At 44.6% G+C, this 24,249-nt stretch carries 13 protein-coding genes and 1 pseudogene; 6 read left to right on the top strand and 8 right to left on the bottom strand.

Annotated elements, in window-relative coordinates; translation table 11 throughout:
- Positions 1–672: 672 nt before the first annotated feature.
- The 7 genes from Xsto_RS17800 to Xsto_RS17825 form a co-directional block, all read right to left on the bottom strand.
- Positions 673–1,290, bottom strand: coding sequence for a hypothetical protein (locus tag Xsto_RS17800; protein ID WP_099125918.1), 618 nt, complete (start codon positions 1,288–1,290; stop codon positions 673–675).
- Positions 1,287–2,489, bottom strand: a complete 1,203-nt coding sequence (locus Xsto_RS17805; RefSeq protein ID WP_099125919.1) for a DUF2515 family protein — start codon at positions 2,487–2,489, stop codon at positions 1,287–1,289. The genes Xsto_RS17800 and Xsto_RS17805 overlap by 4 nt, the downstream gene beginning before the upstream one ends.
- Before the next feature lie 98 nt (positions 2,490–2,587).
- On the bottom strand, positions 2,588–2,821 hold the full coding sequence (locus tag Xsto_RS17810; RefSeq protein ID WP_099125920.1) for a hypothetical protein: 234 nt from the start codon (positions 2,819–2,821) through the stop codon (positions 2,588–2,590).
- Positions 2,818–3,612, bottom strand: coding sequence for a DUF4123 domain-containing protein (locus Xsto_RS17815; protein WP_244590434.1), 795 nt, complete (start codon positions 3,610–3,612; stop codon positions 2,818–2,820). The genes Xsto_RS17810 and Xsto_RS17815 overlap by 4 nt, the downstream gene beginning before the upstream one ends.
- Positions 3,613–3,635: 23 nt before the next feature.
- Entirely contained in the window at positions 3,636–5,669 is a 2,034-nt protein-coding gene (locus Xsto_RS17820) for a type VI secretion system Vgr family protein (RefSeq protein WP_099125922.1), read from the bottom strand.
- A 44-nt stretch (positions 5,670–5,713) separates the two neighbouring features.
- Positions 5,714–5,938, bottom strand: coding sequence for a hypothetical protein (locus Xsto_RS22365; protein ID WP_244590435.1), 225 nt, complete (start codon positions 5,936–5,938; stop codon positions 5,714–5,716).
- 54 nt (positions 5,939–5,992) lie between these two features.
- Complete coding sequence (locus Xsto_RS17825) at positions 5,993–7,471, bottom strand: type VI secretion system baseplate subunit TssF (RefSeq protein WP_244590436.1); 1,479 nt, start codon at positions 7,469–7,471, stop codon at positions 5,993–5,995.
- 661 nt (positions 7,472–8,132) lie between these two features.
- Between Xsto_RS17825 and Xsto_RS21645 the strand changes: the two genes are divergently transcribed.
- The 6 genes from Xsto_RS21645 to Xsto_RS17865 all read left to right on the top strand — a co-directional run bounded on the left by Xsto_RS21645 (position 8,133) and on the right by Xsto_RS17865 (position 23,320).
- Positions 8,133–8,303 carry a hypothetical protein gene (locus tag Xsto_RS21645; protein WP_169926678.1) on the top strand — a complete coding sequence of 57 codons (171 nt, stop codon included), beginning with the start codon at positions 8,133–8,135 and terminating at the stop codon, positions 8,301–8,303.
- A gap of 228 nt (positions 8,304–8,531) precedes the next feature.
- Positions 8,532–9,407: an integrase domain-containing protein gene (locus Xsto_RS17830; protein WP_099125927.1), complete on the top strand. Its 876-nt coding sequence runs from the start codon at positions 8,532–8,534 to the stop codon at positions 9,405–9,407.
- Between the two features lie 249 nt (positions 9,408–9,656).
- Positions 9,657–9,926 carry a helix-turn-helix domain-containing protein gene (locus Xsto_RS17835; protein WP_099125923.1) on the top strand — a complete coding sequence of 90 codons (270 nt, stop codon included), beginning with the start codon at positions 9,657–9,659 and terminating at the stop codon, positions 9,924–9,926.
- Between the two features lie 759 nt (positions 9,927–10,685).
- Complete coding sequence (locus tag Xsto_RS17850) at positions 10,686–21,083, top strand: non-ribosomal peptide synthetase (protein ID WP_211284344.1); 10,398 nt, start codon at positions 10,686–10,688, stop codon at positions 21,081–21,083.
- Between the two features lie 131 nt (positions 21,084–21,214).
- Positions 21,215–22,387 carry an MFS transporter gene (locus Xsto_RS17855; RefSeq protein WP_280176251.1) on the top strand — a complete coding sequence of 391 codons (1,173 nt, stop codon included), beginning with the start codon at positions 21,215–21,217 and terminating at the stop codon, positions 22,385–22,387.
- Positions 22,388–23,128: 741 nt separating this feature from the next.
- Positions 23,129–23,320: a hypothetical protein gene (locus Xsto_RS17865; protein WP_099125926.1), complete on the top strand. Its 192-nt coding sequence runs from the start codon at positions 23,129–23,131 to the stop codon at positions 23,318–23,320.
- Between the two features lie 310 nt (positions 23,321–23,630).
- Here Xsto_RS17865 and Xsto_RS23215 read toward each other — a convergent pair.
- Positions 23,631–23,962 (bottom strand): annotated as a pseudogene (locus Xsto_RS23215) (transposase); the annotation flags it as partial.
- Positions 23,963–24,249 lie beyond the last annotated feature (287 nt).

The raw sequence follows: 24,249 nt of genomic DNA on the forward strand, positions 1-24,249 counted from the left end.
TGAAGCCTTAGAAGAGGCCGGAATGTTGGTTAAAGCGGAGAAAGATCGCTTTATCAGCAAAACCATCTCAGTGAATGGCACTCAGGGACGGTTTGTGGTGCTGATTTTCAGGGACGAGGATTAACCTCACGTAAGAGAAAAAAACATTGGGATAACGGGATATTGGGATAAGACAGATTTATTTTAATATATATCAGTTAGTTATAGATATTTCACTTATCCCGTATTATCCCGCACTATCCCGTAACATCAGGTAATTACAAATAAAGTGATATCGTGGCAATGGAAGTTATCCCGAAAAAGATTTTTCTCTGGCAGGTTATAATTTATTGAATTTTAAATAATTTAAATTAGTGACGTGATGTTACGGGATAGGCTGGGATAACATGGGATAGAGTAACGCAATGAAATATATAATAAATAGGTCATTTACCCCGTTATCCCGTGAAAATTGGTGTAGTTATATAAAGAGAATCGGCAATAACGGTTATTTTTTTCAGCTCTCCGAGCTACCGGGTTAATGTATTAGCCCGGTAGCTCGGAGATGACAAGCGCAGCGCGTCAGTGTCAATCTGAACGGTCAAAATGCTTGTTGCCAATTAGTTGAGTGTAAGAATAATATTCTTGCACTCATCTGAGATTACGTTATCACCTGCCTATAATGGTAAGTAACTACCGTGCCTTGGCGATCTCCATAGTAATCATATATCGTTCTTCATCAGGATGCCTCTTGTCGTTAAAACATCCCAGATTCACCATAATCTGATATTGATCGCCAGCTCGCCAATAGGTTGTTTCAGAGCATTTTAAACTGCGAAGTTTAGTCTGCAATTCTGGTGTATTATCCAGAGGTGGAAACGTCCTATCATAAACAGATACCCAACCAGCTTTACTCCATTGATCCTGTAAATCCAGCACAATCTTGATCGCATCATTGAAGAGTAACGGCTCAGTTTGTGGAGATATGCGTACACTTTCGATTATTCCATTATTATACTTAACAACAAAAAATCGGGCAGTCGGTGTCACAAATCCATATTTCTGGTCGGTAAAACGCAAACGCGCATCCGTTTTTGGAATATTGTACCAAATTTTACCAGGAAGGTCGGAATCAATAGCGGCACTGGAACGTTGCCGCATATCCTCATAAGGTTCACCTATCTTAAGGGCTATCTCAGGTTCACGAGAATAAAATACTTGGTATATATAGATAACTACCAGTCCTAGGATGGCGAATAATATGAAGATTACACCACAATGCCGCCAGTTTATGCGCTGTAAGATATTCATTTTACACCTCCCCCTGCCGCAATATCTTTTAGAGATTCTTCGATCAAATATCTCTTATTACCACGTAGTAACTCATCAAAGCGATCTGCTGCTTTAAGAACAAAAGGCATACGTTCATTTGTATTGGCAAGATTAGCTATAGAACTATCGCTAAATTCTATAGTTCTATTATTATCAATACGTTGACACTGACTGGCCAACGTTAACTCGACAGGTTGTGCCACATTATCAGGCAGCAAATCTGTAACATAGGATAATTGGTTACCCCACAAGAACACTACTAATTGTTCGTCACTGTACATTGTGGTTTGCAATATATTGATTTGTTCGTGGTAAGCGAGATGCAAAACTCCTTGAGCAATATCTCCTGCTTCTATCGCCTCAAATGCGAGTAAAATATCGTCATAGGGAAGGCCAAACTTCAAATTATTTTGGCCTATTGGCCACAAGATTGGGAATTGGCTATTACCGTAAATCTTTTGTCGTACATTTATGCAAGTTTTGAGATCTTTCAACCCACGTTGCTTGTAGAAAGCATGAAGTGGATATACATCCAGAAATAGCGTCGTGTTTCCTAACGCCATCATTTCATACACATAGTTAAATGAATACTGTGCCAGACCCGAAATTAGCTGAAGACCCGGCACATTGGAAAATATTGATAATTTATTATTTCTACTGGCTTCTCTAGCTTCTTCTATGGCACGAGGAAAATCTTCAACTGCTATTTCGCCTTGAGCTTTTAACTTTGGATGAAGAAAGTAAAATGGGTTATCCATTGTGTTTTCTAATTCTTTTGCGCTTTGACGTACACGTCTATTGGCATCTTGATGAGATTGGTTCTTTTTGGCCATCTCAGAGGCATGCAACAACCCACACCCCACTTGCTTAGATGCGAAAGCGGCGAGAGCAGCCCATTGGAAACGGTTATCCTCCAACCATATTTTAGCATACGCCTGATTTATACGCTTATTACGTTCTATAGGATCTGCAATTAACTTGCCTCCGGGCGCAACAATATCTTCGGCCTCTTTTTGATACCTGCGCCAAACACATTCACAGGTGAGTACGGGTACATCAATAACTTTAATTTGTTTTCCGTCTTTTTCTTCGAAATGACAGTCACACGCGGCCACTGATTGGGTGCTTTTGTACAACGCCATGTCATCGTATTTATGTTTTTTAAAGACTTCAGTCATTTACATCTTCCTGATTAAGATAGGGTTAATATCATTCCGTTACTAAATTATTTATATCCGTCATTCGACTCATTCCTATTTTTAATGAGGCGCGTCAACTAAACCGACTGAGAAGGATTTATTTTGACGGTGAACGGTGTGCTGGTTAAACCTTTTTCAAAATTTATCCCATCACTATCACTCGTGCCCGAATGCACCATTTTGTTATTTGTCAGTGTGTAAGGCACATTAGGTATCGGCTCATGGGTGTAGTCTCTGACAAGTTTAATGTATAAATCATCTTTAAGTATTGCTTGGCAATTATGACCATAAATCGAGTTCTCATTACTCATTGTTCTCTCTCCTGTTCTTTTTCTTGTTCCATCGCCAGCAGATAATCCCGGCTGGATACTTTTTCAATATGTTGTCCGGCTTCGAGTTTTTGCCGCAACCACTGTTCAATCCGGGGTTCCAAACTGCCTTCAGGCTTATCCAGTAGTTTCGCCATCTGGCCGTGATTTTCCCATAAATCACAATACAGTGAGCTGGTTAACACTTTCAGTCCGTAGGGAGAACGTAGCCAGACTGCCAGCAAGTGCTCACCCAATGTAAACGGGATTTCACTGTTACCTTCGTTACACGCGTCGGGACGGCAAAACCGCATCAGTTGTGGACTGTCTATCATCAGTTCGGTGACAGGCAACAGCATCAGTGACCAGTCGCTAGGCGTAAAGGCAGGCATCAGTGCGCCCAATATCCGCGCATCCATCATGCGGAACAGTACCGGTTCGCCATTCATCATGACCCATTGCCGCTGCTGCCAGTGGTTAAGCTGTTCCTGCCACGGTGTCTGGCTGCGATAAGCCCAACCCCAACTGTTATCACTGAGTGCATGGTTATCCAGCACGGCTCCTATCTGAACTAACTGATTAGCCTTTGGTTGCACCAACCACGGACTCTGTTTCAACATATTGCGCATCGGGGTGCCGCTATACAGCGGAAATGCCTGTTCAACCCAGTCATGGCGGTAAAATGGCTCTATCGGATTCGGTTTAGCCAGTGAATTGAGAATGAAGAAGACAGGCGCTTTACTGGGTTCATTCAGCCAGACTTGCCAGCTTATTGCAGATTCTGTGTTCTCCATGGTGGTAACTCTTTCCATTGTGTTTACTCTTTAACAGGTTTAATGACTAAACTGGCATCCTGTTGCGCCAGTTCTGCACACGCGGGTTGCACCGGAAATTCAGTGACCGGGAGTGCTTCCGCCATCGGGAGCTGCCCCACTTGTGCCAGTGGTGCCACGCCTTCCGGTAATTGCAGTGAAACCCCGCGACCACTGCCGCCTGAACCCTGCCCAACATTAATCATTGAAGATAAAATGCCGCCCGGCGTGACTTTCAGAAAACTACCGCCCACTTTCAGCGTGATTTCTGCCGCCGCTTCCAGCACGACTTTGCCGCCACTTTTCAGGTGAATTTCCTGCCCGCTGTCAATGACGGTCGCATCGCCGGTCTGAATATGCTGGCTACCGGCAATTCGATGAGAAACATCGCCTTCGGTGGTGATTTTGCGCGAACCGGCGACCTGATGATGGTCATCGGCACGGATATCGTGGTAACGGTTGTTATCGATGCGGCTCTTCTGGTCATGTTTGATATGCCAGTAAGCATCGTTTTCGATGTGCGCGGTCAAATCCTTCTGGCCGTGGAGATAGATTTCCTCACTGTCTTTCGCATCCTCAAAACGCAGTTCATTGAATCCTTTACCTTTGTGGGTCTTGGTCTTAAAGGTAGTGCGGGTTTTCTGCGCCGGTAAATCCAGTGGCGGGCGGTTCAGGCCGTTATAAACACAGCCGGTGACAATCGGACGGTCAATATCACCATTGAGATAGGAGATAATCACCTCCTGCCCGATACGCGGTATCGCCATAAAGCCAAAGCCGTTACCGTTCCAGCCCTGAGCCACACGAACCCAGCACGAAGCGCTATCATCCGGCTGGTCGTAGCGGTTCCAGTGAAAATGCACTTTAATCGCACCGTCTTTATTGACAAAAATTTCTTCCCCTTTCGGGCCGACCACAATGGCGGTTTCATCTCCATCGGCCAGCGGTTTATAGTGGAAAGGCGGGCGCCAGTCGGCAAGGCCGTCGATAAAACTGAAATGATTACTGAGTGTGGTGCCTTCACCACCACTGTCGCCCAGTGCCTGCGGGCAACGTCCGTGATGGCTGATGCCAACCACCTGCCAGCGCACATTCAGCGGCTTATGGGGGTGATTTTTTATCTCAAAGATTTTGCCCGGCATCAGTTTGATGCAGTTACTGCTGCCGCTGCCGGTCTGTTTCTGGTTGTCCAGTGCTTCCTGCCGGTATTTTAAAAACGGGATAGCCGCCGCATCTTTCTGAAAACGCCCGTAACTTTCAAACACGGCATAGGGGGTCTGGCTGCCGAAATCACGGAAACCTTCGCTGCTGTGCATATGGGAGAGGTGATAACGCGGCTCTGCCGGGTTGAAATCTTTATGCAGGCTGCGCTGCGGACTCATACCGACACCCAACCGTACCTGATAAATCGTATCGGTTCCGTAGGCGGTTTCCGGCTGGGGCTGGTATTGCAGCGGCAGCCCGGCGGTCATACCGAGGTGACTGTCACTGAAGAACGCCGTTTCATCCTCAAACCAGAAGCTGATGCCTTCTTCCGCCGCCAGACGACTGAAAAACGCATAATCGGATTCACGTTTCTGGGTCACGTATTCCCGGTCCTGATGGGCATCGTAGAGCTTAGAATCGGCCTGTACCCGGTGTTTTTTCAGCAGACTGGTTAAAATCGCGGGGACATTCTGCCGATGGTAAATCCGGCTGTCCTGATTGAGCGTCAGACGCCAGCAGGCCGGTCGCACGGTCAGGGTATAGAGTGTTTTTTTACCATCTGTACCTGCCCAGTCCGCATGGGAGATGATGCCGGTGACTTTACGTTGCAACCTGTCCCCGTTAAACACCTGCAACACCGCTTCCTGCATCAATAGTGAGGCCAAATCAATGTCAGCCTGTGGCCTGAATGGGTTTGCGTTACCGGCTCTGACCAGCGTCAGGTTCAGGGTAAAGAGTTCTGATAATCCCTCTTGTAGAGAGAATTCTCCCACAGCAAAGGTGTCTGCCGGCACACCGGCAACGTGGCAGACAAAGCGTAATCCACTTTTCATATTGATTCTTTCCTTATGGTTTCTGTCATGTGTTCCTTAATCCATTACATTTCCGGACGTAGTCCATCGACATGCCAGAACTGCCACAGTGCCTTGTGACTGTCCGACGTGAAAATCTCCAGCATGACAAAAGCAGATTGGGTGATAAAACAGGCCAGCGCCTGATTGATTAACCGGCAGAAACAGTACATCTCCCCCGGATTACGGTAGCAGTCGGGATTCAGCGTCAGCGCGAGTAAATGCCCGCGAACAGAACGCCCCAGCCGCATCCGGTCGCTCAGGCGCTCTTCCACCTGCACAATACCGTCAATGTGCTGACGGAACTAGCGGCTCAGGGGGCGATGCGTGTCGGCATATGGGTCAAACAACCGGAGAAACTGTTTCAGGCTGTCGGTGGCAAACAGCATCATTGGCGGGCTGGAAAGGCAGGACAGCAGCGGCCAGCCGCTCTTTTCCTGTAACAGCGGCGGGTAATCGGTCATGACCGGCGTGATATTGTGGATGCTGAGATGAGACGGTGCGCCTTCCTGCGTCACGCTAATCGTGCCTTGCTTCAATGCCGGTGCCTGTTCATGGTAGCCGGTGAAAGAACACAAAACCGTAATAGCAGGTAAGTCGTTGGCCGGTTTGCCCGTCAAATCAAAAAAGTGAAGCCGGTGCTGAATTCTGCCGAGAAAATCGGGTTCGGTCTGGAGCTGGTAATAAAACGTGTCGGGTTGCTCATTTTCATCCCGAAAACGCCCGGCCGGAGTAAACTGTTCAATCGGCAGCCAGTGATACGGTGTTCCGCGTTGCTCACTGTCACCGGGCTGTTCCACAACCTCAATATCACCCAGCCGGAACAATCTTACCGATTCTCCCAACGGCAGAGGATAACGGTGATTACCGGCTTCCAGCTCAATGGGCAGGCTTACCCGATTTTCCAGATGAATGGCCGGTACACAGCCCAATAAAAATGCCTCATCGACATCCGCCAACGGCAATTCGCCCTCGAAACGAAAAATCAGCTCAAACGTGCCGTCTGCATTCAGGGGCACGGTGGTACAACTTCTGCTGATATCCAGCGTGACAAAGTTATACAGTGGGGACAGGGCATAATACTCCACCAACGGTTGCAGACCAGAGTACGTATTTTGGGGCACAGGCAGCACCGGACTATCAAGCAGATCATGCCAGCCATAAGGAAAACCGCGCAGTTTTCGCTGCTCGCCCTGCGTGTTCAGACTGACCTCACAGAGATGTTGATCCAGCCACAGACTGAGCTGGGCGGCCTTTTCGGTGTCCGTGCCGAGGAAAAAAGTTAATGCACCACTTTGCCAGACCGGGGAGGTCGTGCCGGTCTGGCACAGGGTCAGCATAATTTCACTGTGAGTGCCGGTTTTTTTCACCGTGCGTTGTTGTACGACCAGAGGTTCAATATGCAGCGGACGGCGGGTTTTAAACGTCATTAACTGCCCGTTGTGGTGAGCCGAAACGGCGGTATTCACCGGAATATCTGTGCTGCCCTGATGTTCGCCATCGGTGGGATAAAACTGGAGTATCGTGGTGGGTGGGATGGGACATAACGCTAACGACCAGATACGGGACAAAATACCGTGCGTGATTTCGGGAAGTTCGTCCTCCAGTTTAGCCCGAACACTGGCAATCAACAGGGCAAAGGCTTCAAAAAGACGCGTAATATCGGGATCATGGGAGGCAATCAGAAAATCGGCCAGATGCGGTGAGTCTTTCGCCACACGTTGCGCCAGTTCCCGCAGATAGGCACGTTCTCTCAGGTACAGTGATTCCTTGTTGTTGTTCATTATGCTTACTTTTTTATGTTAGATTTTTTTATCCGGCAGGTTAATTTATTGCACATACTCATCAATAAAATTAATTAACCAATTAGATGGAATTTTCACCTGATTTTGGCAGAATATGGTGAAATTAGTGGAATAGGCACGGAAATATAGAAAAAATAAGGTTAATACGAACTGCCACGATTTGACTCGCCTCTGGCTAAACGTTAATATCTCTTCTACAAAAACGATCCATCGCCTGTCAGGATCGCCTTCGGGTGGCGAAATAAAACTCCTGTAGCCTGAAAGGGAGAGCAAGCATTGCGGTACATCTGCACACTTTTGGAAGCAGATATCGTCAGACACCGAACCCATCGTCTGGCGGTGAAAGTCTCTTAAACTGAAAAAGACCTCAAAAAGGTGTTTATATATAGTCTCCCAAGTGCGTTGAACGTTGAGCCATGCACTTCTTTCATATCAGCATCAAACCTCATTTTCACTTAACTTTTGCATAGTGAGATCCAGTGACGTCCTGAACTCATATCACACCCCACGTGCAGAATGATTTTCACTTTTGATTCAACGTATTAACTGCTCATATTTGAAATATTCAGCAGACAACTTTTTACCCCTAAACAATTAACTCATTGCTCCCGTTTGACACCGAACCTTGCGGCGTTTTGCTATGCCTGTTGGCATTTCAACGCTTGCACGATTTTTGCTGACCGTTTGCGGATTTAAGGCGTCACTTTTTGCCGGTTTACCGCTGAAAGTGACGCCGCAGCCAAAGAACACCACAACCCTGACAGGCTCACGCCTGCTTCACCCCGCAGTGAATCTGACACTGCATTTTTAGATTGAAAAAGGAGAACTTGACGATATCGAGGCTGGCTTTTTTGCCAGTGGGGATGACCTGCTCATGCAGGCGGCAGTACCGCGTACTCAACCGATACCCCGCAATACCTCAACCTGCGTTCACTCTGGCGCACAGATATTCGTCAAGGGCAAAACCGGTGCTTTCTGTTTTGCCGCACTGACGCGCGCCAGAGATCGTAGATTGTCGGATATAAGTGGAGAAAAACGGATGAGTCGATTGATGAAGGAATTAAAATTTTTTGCACGACAAGGCGGCGGCAGTCATAAAACCTGTCATGATCGCATTCGGATTGCCGGGCGTTTGGGTGCGTTGTTATTGAGCCTGAATATTCAGGTGAAAAGCCTTAAGAGTTTGAAAGCCAAACATGTAGAGCAGTACGTTGATATCCGTTTATCTCAGGGGATTGCCAAACGAACAGTACAAAATGAAATGTCCGCGTTGCGTAATATCTTCCGCATGGCAGGCAGGGAAAAATTGGAAACTTCGCCGCGCTTGAGTAATCAGGCATTAGGATTAAGCGGCACCAGCCGCGCTGGAACTAAGCAGGCGATCCCTGATACTACGTTTCAGGTTGTTTATCAGAAGGCACTTGAACGTGATGCCGGATTTGCCGCCACACTGAAACTTGCCCGATTGCTGGGGTTACGTTCTCAGGAAGCAGTACAATGCAGTGCATCATTGAAAAGCTGGCGAAAACAATTAGAACAGCCAGAGCCGAAACTGCATGTTGTTTTCGGTACAAAAGGCGGCCGACCAAGGCAAACCCGTGTATTGGATGTTGCAGCAGTAAAAGAAGCTGTCGAGCAGGCCATGGCTATTGCAGAGCAACGTGGCGGCAGATTGATTGATAAACCGGATCTCAAACAGGCCATGAATTACTGGCGGACACATACCACAAAGATTGGTTTAACAGGCCGCTATTCTCCTCATAGTCTGCGCTATGCGTGGGCGCAAGATGCGCTTAATTTTTACCAACAGAAGGGTTTTAGCCGTCAGGAAGCAAGAGCACTGGTATCAATGGATTTAGGGCACGGTGATGGTCGCGGGCGTTACGTTGAACGGGTTTATAGTCGTTCAACTTAGCCGTTCGGTTATTGAGTTAGATAAAACAATCAGTTAAAGTATTCCCGCCATTAGCAAAATCTAGTGGTAAGGTTTCGCAGCCTTAAAGACACTCCACTGGTAGGATGTTTCTACCAGTGTGCCTGTTATCGCCTTTTCAATGGGGATTCAGGCGGGGGAGACTTCGGTCTCGCCGGACGAGTGTCCCGGTACTGCGAACCCTGTCTGAATCACCACCATCAATATTAATTAATGGAAGGGGTAGCAGGAATGAATAACAACATTAGAACTGACTGGCATCAGGCCGATATCATCGCAGCATTACGTAAACGTGGAACAACCTTAGCGGCTGTTTCTCGTGAAGCGGGGCTCAGTTCATCAACATTGGCAAATACATTCAGCAGACCGTGGCCTAAAGGTGAATGGATTATCGCAAATTACCTTGGCATCCATCCCTCAGAGATCTGGCCTAGTCGTTATTTCGATTCTTATACTGGAGAATTATTAGAAAGAAAAGCCCGCTCTAAGCCACAGGAATAACCGACTTTAATTTGTGATCGACTTCGTGAAAATGATAATTTTTAATATGAAGCCCTGAGTGTGGAATGGCAGCCCAATTTGACCATTTTTAATCCTCACGGCTTTTTTGCTTTAATCCAGTAAAAACCACGCTGTTTACATATTGCACTTATTACATTAATCCAGTCCTATTTCTTGTAAACCAGCCAAATGGCTAAATCTGTCATGATTGCTGAAATAATGTGAGTAAAGAGCGCGGAGTTTCATAGGATATCTTTGAACCTGAATATATTTTTGTGACTACTGTTTTTCAGAAAAATATATTACTTACCTGTATTTAATCAGTTCCACAATGCTATTTAGCACCTAAAAAAACAAACATCCCCACCGCAAGCGACGGGAAATTAAACCCTGATAGATTAAATCATAATTTATTTTCCATATTATGGATTATTCGAGACATATTGTTTTAATTAATATTAAAAAATTTAAGTTAACTCATGTTAGCCCTAACCATTTAAAAATAAAAACATTAACCACATTGAGTATAGACATGATTTAAAATTAATTAAATACATATAATTATTTATTTTACATGGATTATTTTAACATTATATCGCCATTTTAAACCGCATGCACCTTACTGATTGCGGAGGCATATTAATTATGATAAATATATTTAATATCCTATTTTCACCATATATTTTCTGCATTTAAATTCTATTTAATTGTATTGCAACCAAATTTAAAAGTGATTTTATTAACTTCTCGGGGGTATGATTGAATAATAATATTATGTATAAATATCAAGATTATCTGTGTATACATCATTTATTTGAAGAACAGGTTGCATTCAATCCAGAAGCAACTGCCCTATGCTTTGAAAATGTAGCACTCAGCTATGGTGAACTGAATGTTAAGGCTAATCGACTCGCGCACCAACTGATGGATTTGGGTGTAGGGCCTGACCAGTTAGTGGCGATTTGTGTAGAGCGTTCTCCAGCGATGGTTGTGGGTCTTTTGGCGATCCTGAAAGCGGGTGGCGCTTATGTGCCTCTCGACCCCGTTTATTCAAGTGAGAGATTGGCTTACATCCTTGCAGATACAGTTCCGACTCTGGTGTTAGCCGATGTGACAGGCCAACAGGTACTGGGTGAGGTGTTACAAGCTTATACTGTACTCGACCCCAATGAGATACGGTTAAAAAATGGGGTGGAAGCTGATATTAATCCCAAAATCCCCAGCCTCACTCCCAGTAACCTTGCCTATGTTATCTATACTTCCGGTTCAACCGGGCAACCGAAAGGAGTTATGGTTGAACATGCGCAGATTGTGCGTTTATTCGACACAACACACTCAGCTTATCATTTTAAATCAAGTGATGTCTGGTGCCTGTTCCATTCTTTCGCTTTTGACTTTTCAGTCTGGGAATTGTGGGGAGCACTTCGTTATGGCGGCAGATTAATCTTGGTCTCTCATCCGGTAACCCGGTCTCCGCAAGCATTTTACCAGTTGATTTGTGAGCAAGGTGTGACCATCCTGAACCAGACACCGAGCGCTTTTAACGCTTTAATGGAATATGTGAAGCCGTCATCAGATCAATTGCGTTACATCATCTTTGGAGGAGAAGCGTTACAACTATCAACCTTGCGTGACTGGTATGCAGTACATGATGAATTTATGCCACAACTGGTCAATATGTATGGGATAACGGAAATCACTGTTCATGCAACCTATTGTCCCCTCTCTTCATCAAGTATTCAACAAGCCGAAAGTTTAATCGGCAAGCGTTTACCTGATTTACACCTCTACCTTCTGGACATACATGGCCAGCCTGTCCCGATGGGAACTGTTGGTGAAATATATATCGGAGGGGCTGGTGTTGCACGTGGATATCTGAACCGTCCCGAGTTGACAGCGGAGCGCTTTCTGCCAGACCCTTTTGCTGGTACCCCTGATGCCCGGATGTATAAATCTGGAGATCTGGCTCGCTACCTTCCAGATGGAAACCTGGTATTTTTCGGCCGCAATGACGAGCAAGTTAAAATTCGCGGTTTTCGTATTGAACCGGGCGAAATTGCAGCCCGATTAACAGAGCATCAATCTGTCCGCGAAGCGGTTGTGGTGGCGCAAGGTTCAGATATTGATAAGCGATTGGTTGCTTATATAGTAACTCATGAACATCAACAAGAGAGAGATATCAAGCGGGAACTTAACCAAGTTGACGAGTGGCAAACAATCTATAACTTAGAATATAGCGGGTCACAAGATATACATATACCTTTCGGTGAAGACTTCTGCGGCTGGATTAGCAGCTATAATGGTCAACCACTTCCATTGGATCAAATGCAGGAATGGCGTGCTGAAACGGTTGCTCGTATCCTTAGTCTCAAACCTAAACATATGCTTGAGATAGGCGTGGGTAGCGGCTTACTATTATCCCAAATTGCGCTGCATTGCCAAACTTATTGGGGAACAGATTTATCGAATGAAGTTATCGATAAACTCCAGAAGCAGATTGCTGAACTACCTGAATTTTGCGAACATGTTACTTTACTTTGTCAACCAGCCCATCAAGTCGAAGGATTACCAACCGATTATTTTGATACAATTGTGTTAAATTCAGTAGCACAGTATTTTCCAAGTGCCGACTATTTTATCGAGATGATACGGCATTCTTTGGACTTACTAGCCCCAGGGGGTGTTATTTTCTTGGGTGATATCCGTAGTCTACCACTATTACGCAGCTTTGCTACCGCAATTCAACTCGCTAAAAATAATAATATTTCAAATATTGATTTATTAAATTGGGAAATTGAACGTCACCTTAGAGCAGAAAAAGAATTACTTTTTGATCCTTCCTTTTTTGTTGCATTACAAAAGATGTTCAACGATATAGCTGGTGTTGATATTCGGCTTAAGCGGGGAATGTTTTCGAATGAAATGAATCGTTATCGTTACGATGTTTTACTCAGAAAAAAACCTTCCACAGTAATTTCCCTTGCTAAACTTTCTGAGTTGCGCTGGATAGATGAGATCAACAATCTTGATAGCTTAAAGGCATATTTAATTGCACACAATGTCAGAAGATTGCGCATTTGCAATATCCCTAATGCTCACTTGATTGATGAGGTTATCGCTCTGAATAAACTTCATCAAAATAAGTCTTATGCAGCAGTAACTGAAATACTTCCACCAGACAGAAGTCCTCCACACCCTGAAGATTTCCATATTCTTGGTGTTAATTTGGGTTATCAGGTGATCGCTACATGGTCAGGAAAAGGTAACCCCGGTGAAATAGATATTCTATTTCTAGAACAAGAATGCGATACCTTAACGGATACTTATCGTTCTCCAAACATTGTTGAAGATATATTCCAGTTAACTAATACACCAATACACCAAGACGACTCACGTCATTTAGTGATGGAACTGAAAATAAAGCTTTCTAGTCAATTACCTGATTATATGGTTCCATCAGCGTTTGTGAGGATGAATAGTTTACCTCTGACACCCAATGGCAAACTTGATCTGAGAGCTTTACCTATTCCACAAGATGGTGCTTTTGTACAAACGGTTTACGAAGCGCCTAAGGGGGACATCGAGGTACTTTTGGCTGGGATCTGGTCGGAGTTACTTGGAGTCGAAAAAATCGGACGCTATGACAATTTTTTTGCACTTGGCGGCCATTCGCTCATGGCTGTGCGACTGGCTAGTCGCATTGTATCTATTGGGGCAGAATTACCACTTACTATTTTATTCTCATCCCTAACTCTCAAAGACCTTGCTTTGGTAATTGGAGCCCATTGTAACACCAGTGCACTAGCACAGACGTCAATTTACGCAATTTCCCGTGATGAACCTTTACCGCTATCTTTTTCCCAACAGCGGCTATGGTTTCTTGCACAGCTTAATGAAGAAATTAGCAAAGCCTATCACATTCCATTGGCAGTACGATTGCGAGGTCAATTGAATATAGCTGCCTTGCAGCAGGCACTTGATACCCTGTGGGGCCGCCATGAAACATTACGTTCTGTATTTGTCAATATAGAAGATGAGCCAAAAGTACGTTTATTAGCCGCCAACCAAGGACTGCCATTACGTCAACTTGGCCAGTATGATGACTCGAATAAAGGAACTGATACACTGACTGATCTTGCCAGATTTTGTGCTGATGAAGCGTTAGCCCCTTTCAATCTTGCCTCTGGACCACTAATTCGTGCTTGTTTAATTCAAGTCGGCACAGCAAAATCAACGAATTCATCTGCCGATGAGTATGTCTTCATGCTCACACAACATCATATAGTGTCAGATGGCTGGTCACTTGGCGTGCTTTTGCCTGAATTAAGTGTGTTATATACAGCTTACAACAGCCATAAAGACAATCCTTTGCCTCCGCTGACGATTCAATATCCAGATTATGCAGCCTGGCAGCGACAATGGTTGTCTAGTGAACGGTTAGAAAAACAATCTGCTTATTGGAAACAAACACTTTCCGGTGTTCCTACTCTACTAAACTTACCGACAGACAGAACTCGACCTGAGCAACAGTCCTTTATGGGAGCTTTTATACCGATCGAACTGAACGTCGAATTGACAAGGGCTCTCAAGCGCTTAGGGCAACAACATGGTGTGACGTTATTCACGATACTGTTGTCTGCTTGGGCGGTGGTGCTATCACGCTTGTCGGGACAGGAAGATATCGTTATCGGGGCGCCAAGTGCTAATCGACGTCATCGCGAGATTGAACCGTTAGTGGGCTTCTTTGTCAATACGTTGGCGTTACACGTTGACCTCAGCAACACCCCGAGTGTGGCCGAGTTGCTTGCCAGGGTATGTGATAGGGTAATTAAAGCTCAAGATCATCAGGATTTGCCGTTTGAGCAAGTAGTAGAAATTGTGCAACCAGCCAGACGATTGAGCCATACTCCTCTATTCCAAGTTGTATTTGCCTGGCAGAACTATGAGGCAGGTAAGTGGATCTTACCCGGCATTGAAGTTAGTTCTGCTGATTTTGCATATAATAGGGTCAAATTTGATCTGGAGCTGAATTTATCTGAAGTTGATGATCAGATTATTGGTACCCTCGGTTATGCAAGTGAGTTGTTCGAAGCGGCTACTATCGAACGCCAAGTGGGATATTTAAAAGCAGTTCTAACTGAGATGGTCAAGGATACCAGCCAAGATGTGACACTAATCGACTTTCTTGATGAGTCCGAGAGATCATTACTGCTTCGAGATTGGAATAAAACCAATGTTTCTTATCTGGATCATCTGTGTATACATCATTTATTTGAAGAGCAGGTTGCATTCAATCCAGAAGCAACTGCCCTATGCTTTGAAAATGTAGCACTCAGCTATGGTGAACTGAATGTTAAGGCTAATCGACTCGCGCACCAACTGATGGATTTGGGTGTAGGGCCTGACCAGTTAGTGGCGATTTGTGTAGAGCGTTCTCCAGCGATGGTTGTGGGTCTTTTGGCGATCCTGAAAGCGGGTGGCGCTTATGTGCCTCTCGACCCCGTTTATTCAAGTGAGAGATTGGCTTACATCCTTGCAGATACAGCTCCGACTCTGGTGTTAGCCGATGTGACAGGCCAACAGGTACTGGGTGAGGTGTTACAAGCTTATACTGTACTCGACCCCAATGAGATACGGTTAAAAAATGGGGTGGAAGCTGATATTAATCCCAAAATCCCCAGCCTCACTCCCAGTAACCTTGCCTATGTTATCTATACTTCAGGTTCAACCGGGCAACCGAAAGGAGTTATGGTTGAACATGCGCAAATTGTGCGTTTGTTCGACACAACACACTCAGCTTATCATTTTAAATCAAGTGATGTCTGGTGCCTGTTCCATTCTTTCGCTTTTGACTTTTCAGTCTGGGAATTGTGGGGAGCACTTCGTTATGGCGGCAGATTAATCTTGGTCTCTCATCCGGTAACCCGGTCTCCACAAGCATTTTACCAGTTGATTTGTGAGCAAGGTGTGACCATCCTGAACCAGACACCGAGCGCTTTTAACGCTTTAATGGAATATGTGAAGCCGTCATCAGATCAATTGCGTTACATCATCTTTGGAGGAGAAGCGTTACAACTATCAACCTTGCGTGACTGGTATGCAGTACATGATGAATTTATGCCACAACTGGTCAATATGTATGGGATAACGGAAATCACTGTTCATGCAACCTATTGTCCCCTCTCTTCATCAAGTATTCAACAAGCCGAAAGTTTAATCGGCAAGCGTTTACCTGATTTACACCTCTACCTTCTGGACATACATGGCCAGCCTGTCCCGATGGGAACTGTTGGTGAAATATATATCGGAGGGGCTGGTGTTGCACGTGGATATCTGAACCGTCCCGAGTTGACAGCGGAGCGCTTTCTGCCAGACCCTTTTGCTGGTATCTCTGATGCCCGGATGTATAAATCTGGAGATCTGGCTCGCTACCTTCCAAATGGAAACCTGGTATTTTTCGGCCGCAATGACGAGCAAGTTAAAATTCGCGGTTTTCGTATTGAACCGGGCGAAATTGCAGCCCGATTAACAGAGCATCAATCTGTCCGCGAAGCGGTTGTGGTGGCCCAAGGTTCAGATATTGATAAGCGATTGGTTGCTTATATAGTCGTTCAGCCTGAAGTTTCAGTAAGTATTGCAACAAATACATCACTTTCTGGAAAATTACATGATTATCTGAGTGAGCGTTTACCCGATTACATGGTACCGTCTGCCTTTGTCAGGATGGAGAAATTACCTCTAACATCCAATGGCAAACTTGATCGGGGAATGTTACCTAACCCTGAGAACGAAGCCTTTGTCCATGCGACCTATGAAGCACCGCTAGGCAAAATTGAGATTACCTTAGCGACAATTTGGTCTGAATTGCTCGAGATTGAGCAAATTGGCAGACATGACAACTTTTTTGCTCTTGGTGGGCATTCGCTCATGGCTGTGCGATTGATGGAACGATTGCGCGGTATCGGCTTCAGTCTTGCCGTACGCGATTTATTCCAAACCCCAGTATTATCAGTTTTAGCTCGTACAGTCGGTCAGCACCAAGAAGTGGCAGTACCTCCAAATTTAATTAAGTTGGACACGATCCAGATTACCCCTGAGCTGCTGCCGTTGATTGAGCTTAGTCAAATAGAAATTGATCGGATTGTGTCACAGGTTCCCGGTGGTGTGACCAATATTCAGGATATCTATGCACTTTCTCCTTTACAAGACGGTATCCTATTCCACCATTTATTGGCCAAAGAAGGTGATCCCTATCTGTTAGTTGCACAGATGGCCTTCACTGATCATAAAGCTTTGGAGCGTTATCTTAATGCAGTACAACGAGTTGTTGATCGCCATGACATTTTGCGTACTGCCTTTGTTTGGGAGCAACTATCAAAACCTGTACAAGTTGTCTGGCGACAAGCTCCACTTTCAGTCACAAAACTTATTCTCGATCCTGCGGATGGGCCTATTATTGAACAGCTTTCCCAACGCTTTGACCCATGCCAATATCGTATTGACCTTACGCGCGCGCCAATACTACGTTTTGTTGTTGCTCATGATCCTGTCGAGAACAAATTTATTCTGCTACAGCTGCGCCATCATTTAATTGATGACGCATCTTCATTGCAGTTTTTTTACAGAGAAGTACAAGCTTTCCTTGCTGACCAAGGTGAAGCTCTTCCATCGCCAGAACCTTTCCGTAATTTAATTGGTCAAGCATATCTAGGAACGAGCAAGGAAACACATGAATGTTTCTTTAAATCAATGTTGGGAGAAGTAGAAGAACCGACACATCCATTTGGGCTAGTGGAAGTCCACCAGAATGGTGCGGAGGTGGAAGAATCCTTTCGGATGATATCGGCCAAACTGAATGATCAGCTGCGGACACAAGCGAAGCTGTTGAATGTGAGTCTGGCAAGCTTGTGTCATGTTGCTTTTGCTCAAGTTTTGGCCCGAATTAGTAATCGGGAACAAGTTGTATTTGGTACGGTCCTTTTTGGACGGATGCAAGCGGGCCATGGAGCAGATAAAACAATGGGACTATTCATTAATACGTTACCAATCAGGCTTGATATAGGTAACATTGGAACTGAGGATAGTGTCCGGCAGGCTCAAGCTCGACTGGCTGATTTACTTTCTCATGAGCATGCTTCACTGGCATTGGCACAAAGATGTAGCGGCGTTACTCCAGGCACCCCCTTGTTCAGTGCATTGTTCAATTATAGACACAATGACCTGCTGATTCAGAAGAATATTGGCCAAATTACAGAGCAAATGACAGATATTGAGTTCTTGGGCGAACAAGAACGAACAAATTACCCATTCACATTGTCAGTGGAAGATTTTGGCCAAGCGCTGGGCTTGACTGTGCAAGTGCTAAAGCCGCTCGATCCTGAACGTGTATGTAGTTATATGGAACGGGTACTGGAAAGCTTGGCGGATACTTTAAAGCAATCCCCCGGACGATCAGTCCAACAGCTTGATATTATGCCTGAGTCTGAACGTACATTACTGTTCAAAACGTGGAACACGACGAATATACCTTATTCAGATCATCTATGTATTCATCATTTATTTGAAGAACAAGTTACATACTGTCCTACGGCAACAGCCCTTATCTTTGAAGATACAGAACTCAGCTATGGCAAACTTAATGCTAAAGCTAATCAGCTGGCAAATTGGCTAATCGATTTAGGAGTAGCCCCCGAGCAATTGGTGGCAATCTGTGTGGAGCGTTCTCCGGTGATGGTTATCTGTCTTCTGGCAATCCTGAAGGCAGGAGGAGCTTATGTGCCACTCGATCCAAGTTATCCAAGTGAAAGGCTGACTTATATACTTACTAATACAGCTCCAGTCATGGTATTGGCCGATACGGTGGGGAACCAAGTGTTAGGCAAAGCGTTACGGCCTTACACCGTGCTCGATCCCAACGATATATGGCTAGAAAATTGGATGGAAGCTGATATTAACCCCAAAATCTCCAGTCTCACTCCTAATAACCTCGCCTATATTATCTATACTTCAGGCTCCACTGGGCAACCGAAAGGGGTTATGGTTGAACATCGGAGCTTAGTAGCCTCTACACTAGCAAGAACCCATATTTATAAGCCGGAATCCAATGTTAAGTTTTTATTATTATCATCTATAGCATTTGATAGCTCTGTCGCAGGTATCTTTGGAACTTTAACAACCGGTGGTACCTTATGTTTACCAAGTAGTAACACTGTGGCTGACCCCAAGATTATTAGTGATCTTTTGATCAAACACAAAGTTACATCAGTGCTACTGGTACCTTCTCTGGCTCAACTGGTACTACCTCAATTATCCCTACAGAGATATAGCCAATTGCGCCAAGTGATCGTGGCCGGAGAGTTGTGTCCTGCAAAATTAATCAATGAGTCGATTTTAACTTTTCCCTCTGTTGAATTTTTCAATGAATATGGACCGACTGAGGCAACAGTCTGGGCATCAGTCTATCGTTGTAAGCCGGATGAGAGTAGTCCTGTTCCAATAGGTCGACCGATTTCAAACACGCGCATTTATCTTTTGGATACACATGGTCAGCCTGTTCCGATAGGAGCTGTTGGTGAAATATATATTGGAGGAGCTGGTGTTGCGCGTGGATACCTGAATCGTCCCGAGTTGACTGCAAAGCATTTTCTGCCTGACCCCTTTGCTGATACCTCTGATGCACGGATGTATAAATCTGGAGATTTGGCCCGTTATCTTCCAGATGGAAATCTAATGTTCCTCGGCCGCAATGACGAACAGATTAAAATGCGCGGCTTTCGTATTGAACCCAGTGAGATTGTGGCCAGATTGGTTGAGCATTGTTCTATCCAGGAAGCGGTCGTGGTGGCACAAGGTTCAGATGCTGACAAACGATTGATTGCCTATATAGTCACTCAACCTGAAGTTTCAGCGAGTGACGCAAAAAATACATCACTTGCACGAAAATTACGTGATTATCTGAGCCAGAGTTTACCTGATTACATGATACCATCTGCCTTTGTGCGGATAGAAAGCTTACCTTTAACGCCAAACGGAAAGCTTGATCAACGAGCACTACCTGTTCTAGGAATCGAGGTCCTCGCCCATGAAGTCTATGAGGTCCCACAAGGTGAAATTGAGATCACTTTGGCAGCCCTTTGGTCTGAGTTGCTCGGAGTAGAACAGGTTGGTAGGCATGACAGTTTCTTCGCTCTCGGTGGTCACTCACTCAACGCCTTACAATTGATGCAAAAAATTAGAAACTACGGTTTTAATTGTTCTCTGAACGAAATTTTTGAATACCCACTATTAGCTAACTTTGCTTGCCAAATCACACAAACTCCTTTGCTTCAGCCTTATAAAGGGGCATTGCCAGTGCGTATCGGTGGAGCAGAACCACCTATCTTTTTTGTTCCTTCGGGATTAGGTGACTTTTCGTATGTTATTTCTTTAGCACAATATATTCGAGTTAATTGCCCAATTTATATACTGCCGTGGTCATCTATTGATGAATCATACTCCTCTACTATGGAGGTTATGGCTGAAAGAATGTTCCCCCTTATCCAAGCGATTCAGCCTCAAGGGCCTTATCGAATCGCAGGATATTCATCAGGAGGAATTCTCGCCTATGCCATCGTACACGCGCTCATATGCAAAAATGAAGATGTTGAATTTTTAGGTTTTATCGATGTTCCCGCTCCACATAAATTACAGCATAACAACCTAAATATTAACCAATATTTTGCTGAGCACGTTAGAGTAGCGACTCTCGAAACGGAGCGTCATAAATTCGATGAATTAAGTAAATATATTGAAAGTACTGAGATTGGTGAATTGATAGAAAAAGCAATTAAATTGGGTTGTTATCATTCAGATGGGGATATCTTACTCGAAGTAACCAAATGGCAGGCAATTTATCATTTTTCACAAATTGCGGGGAATTATGAACCAATTCCTTTACCAGTTTCTCTTCATCATTTCTATGCAAGTAATCACGAAAACCTAAACTTACCACAAACTGATGTAGTGGGAGGATGGAAAGAGGCGCTGCCCAATATAATTATGCATTTTGTTTCCATTCCGGGTGGACATGTGACTATGATGGCTGATGCTGACAACCGAAAATATCTGGCTGAAGCATTCAATTTAGCACTGTTGCAAAAAAATAGTAGTGATCAGTAAGTTTATACGAATTTTTCACTGATTCTGGTAAAAATCGCCAGAGTATTTGCTTCTAAATCGGTACTGAATTACACAACATTGGAGCCACCATGGCTAATTCCTATCGTGACCTTTTGACAACTTCTGGTGTAATGGGATTAGTGATCGCGAGTTTTATTGTGCGCTTGCCACAAGCAATGGTCGGCATCGGTATTATTACCATGTTGGCACAACAAAGTGGCCTTTATTGGCTGGCGGGCACTGTCGCAGGAATATTTACATTAGCGAACGCGCTAATTGGTCCACAAATATCTAAACTGGTTGATAAGCAGGGGCAGAGGCGAGTTCTTCCCTTTGTTACAGCCTTCAGCATTATTATGCTGTTAGCACTGGTAATTGCTGCCCATATGAGAGTTTCGGCACTAGTGCTTTTGATTCTTGCTGTATTGGCAGGCACTATGCCTAACATGCCTGCCATGATAAGAGCTCGATGGACATGGCTTTTCCGAGGAAAACCACAATTACATACAGCCTTTTCTTTAGATACTGTTTTAACAGAATTGGCATTTATTATCGGCCCTCCATTGGCTATTGGTTTGAGTACAAGTGCCTTCGCAGAAGCCGGAATTCTTACTGCTATCTTGCTACTAGTAATTGGTGTGATTGCATTCCTTCTACAACGCCAGACGGAGCCGAAGGTAGTAGTTGTGACGAACCGCAGGAAAGGAGAAAACTCAACATTGCGTATCCTTGGCCTTCGTATTATCGTTCTGGCGCTTTTGACAATGGGGATAATTGGTGGATCAATTGATGTTGCCGTCGTTGCTTTCGCCAACGCACAAGGTTGGCCAACAGCGGCTAGTTTCATCCTTGCGACCTACGCACTTGGCTCAATGATCGCTGGTTTGATCTTCGGTGCATTGAAGATTACGTTACCCATTGAAAAGCAGTTCTTGTTGGGGGTACTGATAACGGCAGGAACCGCGATATTACCGATCCTCTCACCAAACGTCTATATTATGGCAGGAATGATCTTTGTGGCAGGTATGTCTTTCGCACCAACAATGGTTATCGTCATGAACCTCGGCACAATCATCACGCCACAGTCCAAAATCACGGAAGGACTAACGTGGATGACAACAGGCATTAGCATCGGCGTAGCACTAGGGGGAGCACTTGCGGGCCTGATAATCGATACCTATGGCTCGCGGGCAGGGTTCAGCATAGCTATTATGTCGGGACTTTCAATGGTACTGGTGGTTATTTTAGGCCTTCAAACACTTCGTACTGCGTTCACAACATCGCTGAATGAACATGATAACTAACTAAAATATTTATCTTTAATTTATGACTTACCTCTAAAAATGACAAATTTTTATACAAACTCCTGAGAGTGAAATAGCAGCTTAATTTGAGGAATTAGGAAGCGGAAAATTCTGGGGGCATTAATAGGGGCATAAGATCAATATATAAAAATAAATTAAATATATTCAATTAGTTATATTAATTCACTAGTCCCGCCCTGGCACCAAATTAAAAACCACTGATAAAACAGTGAGTTCGGGAATAAAAAAGGCCACCGCAAGGTGGCTTTTTTCTTTGATACAAATCACATTCCTAATATTATCCTAATATCCATTCCTAATATTTTGGCAGCAAAATTGGCAGCAGTGGTTTTTTCTTCTCGCTCGCAGATTGACAAAAAACAGTCGAAATTTATTTTTGATTGAATAGTCAACGTTGAAAACATAACAACGATATTGATGTTTTGAGTTGTAGGTATAATTTTAAATAACGCAGAGATTTGATTGATGGACTAAGAAAAATTAGAACTGGCATACATTCCTGCCTTGATCTTACTCCTTGTACATGCTCAGAATAAAAAAGGGGCACCTTTGACCAGAGAGGAAGTCGAAGATATTCGTGATAATGGTACATGTATAGTTTGCCCTGTTTCGGTAAACCAAGCTATGGATGAAAAAAGAGGCTGCTCGGATATTAACCCGGATTATGCGTGGGAAGAGTGGCAAGAATACTTGAAGAAAACATAGGATGAGTGAGGATTTATGGGCTTTAACGTACACATAACCCGCGTTGATCTGAATGATTATTACGCTGACCCTGACCGATATTCTGACGAAGCAGCCAATATTTCCATGCAAGAATGGATTGATTATATTAATCAGGATGACGAGATGAAACTAGAGGGTTATGCTGATGCACCTTTGTCTAATACTACAGCCGTAATTGGTCTGTAAGCACAGGATTATCACGACGACGATAATGACATTGTTGTGCGCGGTACTGATGTCGCCGCCGCCAGTCTGACCAAGATAAAATCTGTTCGACGGTTTCTCTTGTTTTTTTCATCAGTTTTGACAGTAAATTACGCAATTCCGACACACTCAGGGCTATCAGTCCCGCCGGCGGTTTTTTTCTCCTGTATCCGCAAAACAGCCAGGACCGCATGGGCCAATAACAACAGCGTAATATGCCGGTGCCAACTCTGCCACTGCCGCACTTCGTAATGATCCAGCCCACATTCCCCTTTGGTTTCTTCAAAGCCACTTTCAATTTCCCAGCGGTGCCACTGTATTGACGCTGTACCCCAGCAGAGTGGGTGCCTTTTTTGACAAAACCGGTTTCATCGATGATGAGGATGCCTTGCTCATCACCGAGATGTTCAGTCACATAGTCGTGTAAGATATCGCGGGCTGCCCCCGCATCCCAGTGGGCACGCTCCAGAAAATATGGAATGCCATCAGGCGAGTGTTCGCCCAGCCATTCACCCAGTTGCCAGCTATTTTACGTTCCACATCACTGAGCAGTCCGCGAAGGTAAGCCAGACGAGAATGCACGACCTGTAGCTCCTGTTCCCAGAGATTGACAGGTGAGGTCATAGAACACCTCCCTTGGGGTTAGGCAGAAGAGTGTTATCATGATACAATACGGATCACGGTTAGTACTAAAAACCTTAAAAACAAATATTTTCCACTTCTTTATACTTCGAAGTCTAAAAGAGCCAAAAACTGTTGCTAACCACCTCTACGAGAAGTGGTTATTAGTTATAAATAAAAATTTTTTGTATTAGGGTCTGTTGACGTTTTGTGTTCATCATTTATTCTGACCACATGGGTAGCCAGACGATGATAAAGGCCAGTGCCACCATACTGGCATAATTCCGTGC

The sequence above is a fragment of the Xenorhabdus stockiae genome (assembly GCF_002632825.1).
In the GTDB taxonomy this organism is placed as follows: Bacteria; Pseudomonadota; Gammaproteobacteria; order Enterobacterales; family Enterobacteriaceae; genus Xenorhabdus; species Xenorhabdus stockiae.

Bases quoted from the DNA above. Each gene is read 5' to 3' on its own strand.
- Xsto_RS17815 (WP_244590434.1), bottom strand. From the start codon at position 3,612: ATGGAGAACACAGAATCTGCAATAAGCTGGCAAGTCTGGCTGAATGAA.
- Xsto_RS17830 (WP_099125927.1), top strand. From the start codon at position 8,532: ATGAGTCGATTGATGAAGGAATTAAAATTTTTTGCACGACAAGGCGGC.
- Xsto_RS17820 (WP_099125922.1), bottom strand. From the start codon at position 5,669: ATGAAAAGTGGATTACGCTTTGTCTGCCACGTTGCCGGTGTGCCGGCA.
- Xsto_RS17865 (WP_099125926.1), top strand. From the start codon at position 23,129: ATGGGCTTTAACGTACACATAACCCGCGTTGATCTGAATGATTATTAC.
- Xsto_RS17810 (WP_099125920.1), bottom strand. From the start codon at position 2,821: ATGAGTAATGAGAACTCGATTTATGGTCATAATTGCCAAGCAATACTT.
- Xsto_RS17825 (WP_244590436.1), bottom strand. From the start codon at position 7,471: ATGAACAACAACAAGGAATCACTGTACCTGAGAGAACGTGCCTATCTG.
- Xsto_RS17805 (WP_099125919.1), bottom strand. From the start codon at position 2,489: ATGACTGAAGTCTTTAAAAAACATAAATACGATGACATGGCGTTGTAC.
- Xsto_RS22365 (WP_244590435.1), bottom strand. From the start codon at position 5,938: ATGCGGCTGGGGCGTTCTGTTCGCGGGCATTTACTCGCGCTGACGCTG.
- Xsto_RS17800 (WP_099125918.1), bottom strand. From the start codon at position 1,290: ATGAATATCTTACAGCGCATAAACTGGCGGCATTGTGGTGTAATCTTC.
- Xsto_RS21645 (WP_169926678.1), top strand. From the start codon at position 8,133: ATGCCTGTTGGCATTTCAACGCTTGCACGATTTTTGCTGACCGTTTGC.
- Xsto_RS17855 (WP_280176251.1), top strand. From the start codon at position 21,215: ATGGGATTAGTGATCGCGAGTTTTATTGTGCGCTTGCCACAAGCAATG.
- Xsto_RS17835 (WP_099125923.1), top strand. From the start codon at position 9,657: ATGAATAACAACATTAGAACTGACTGGCATCAGGCCGATATCATCGCA.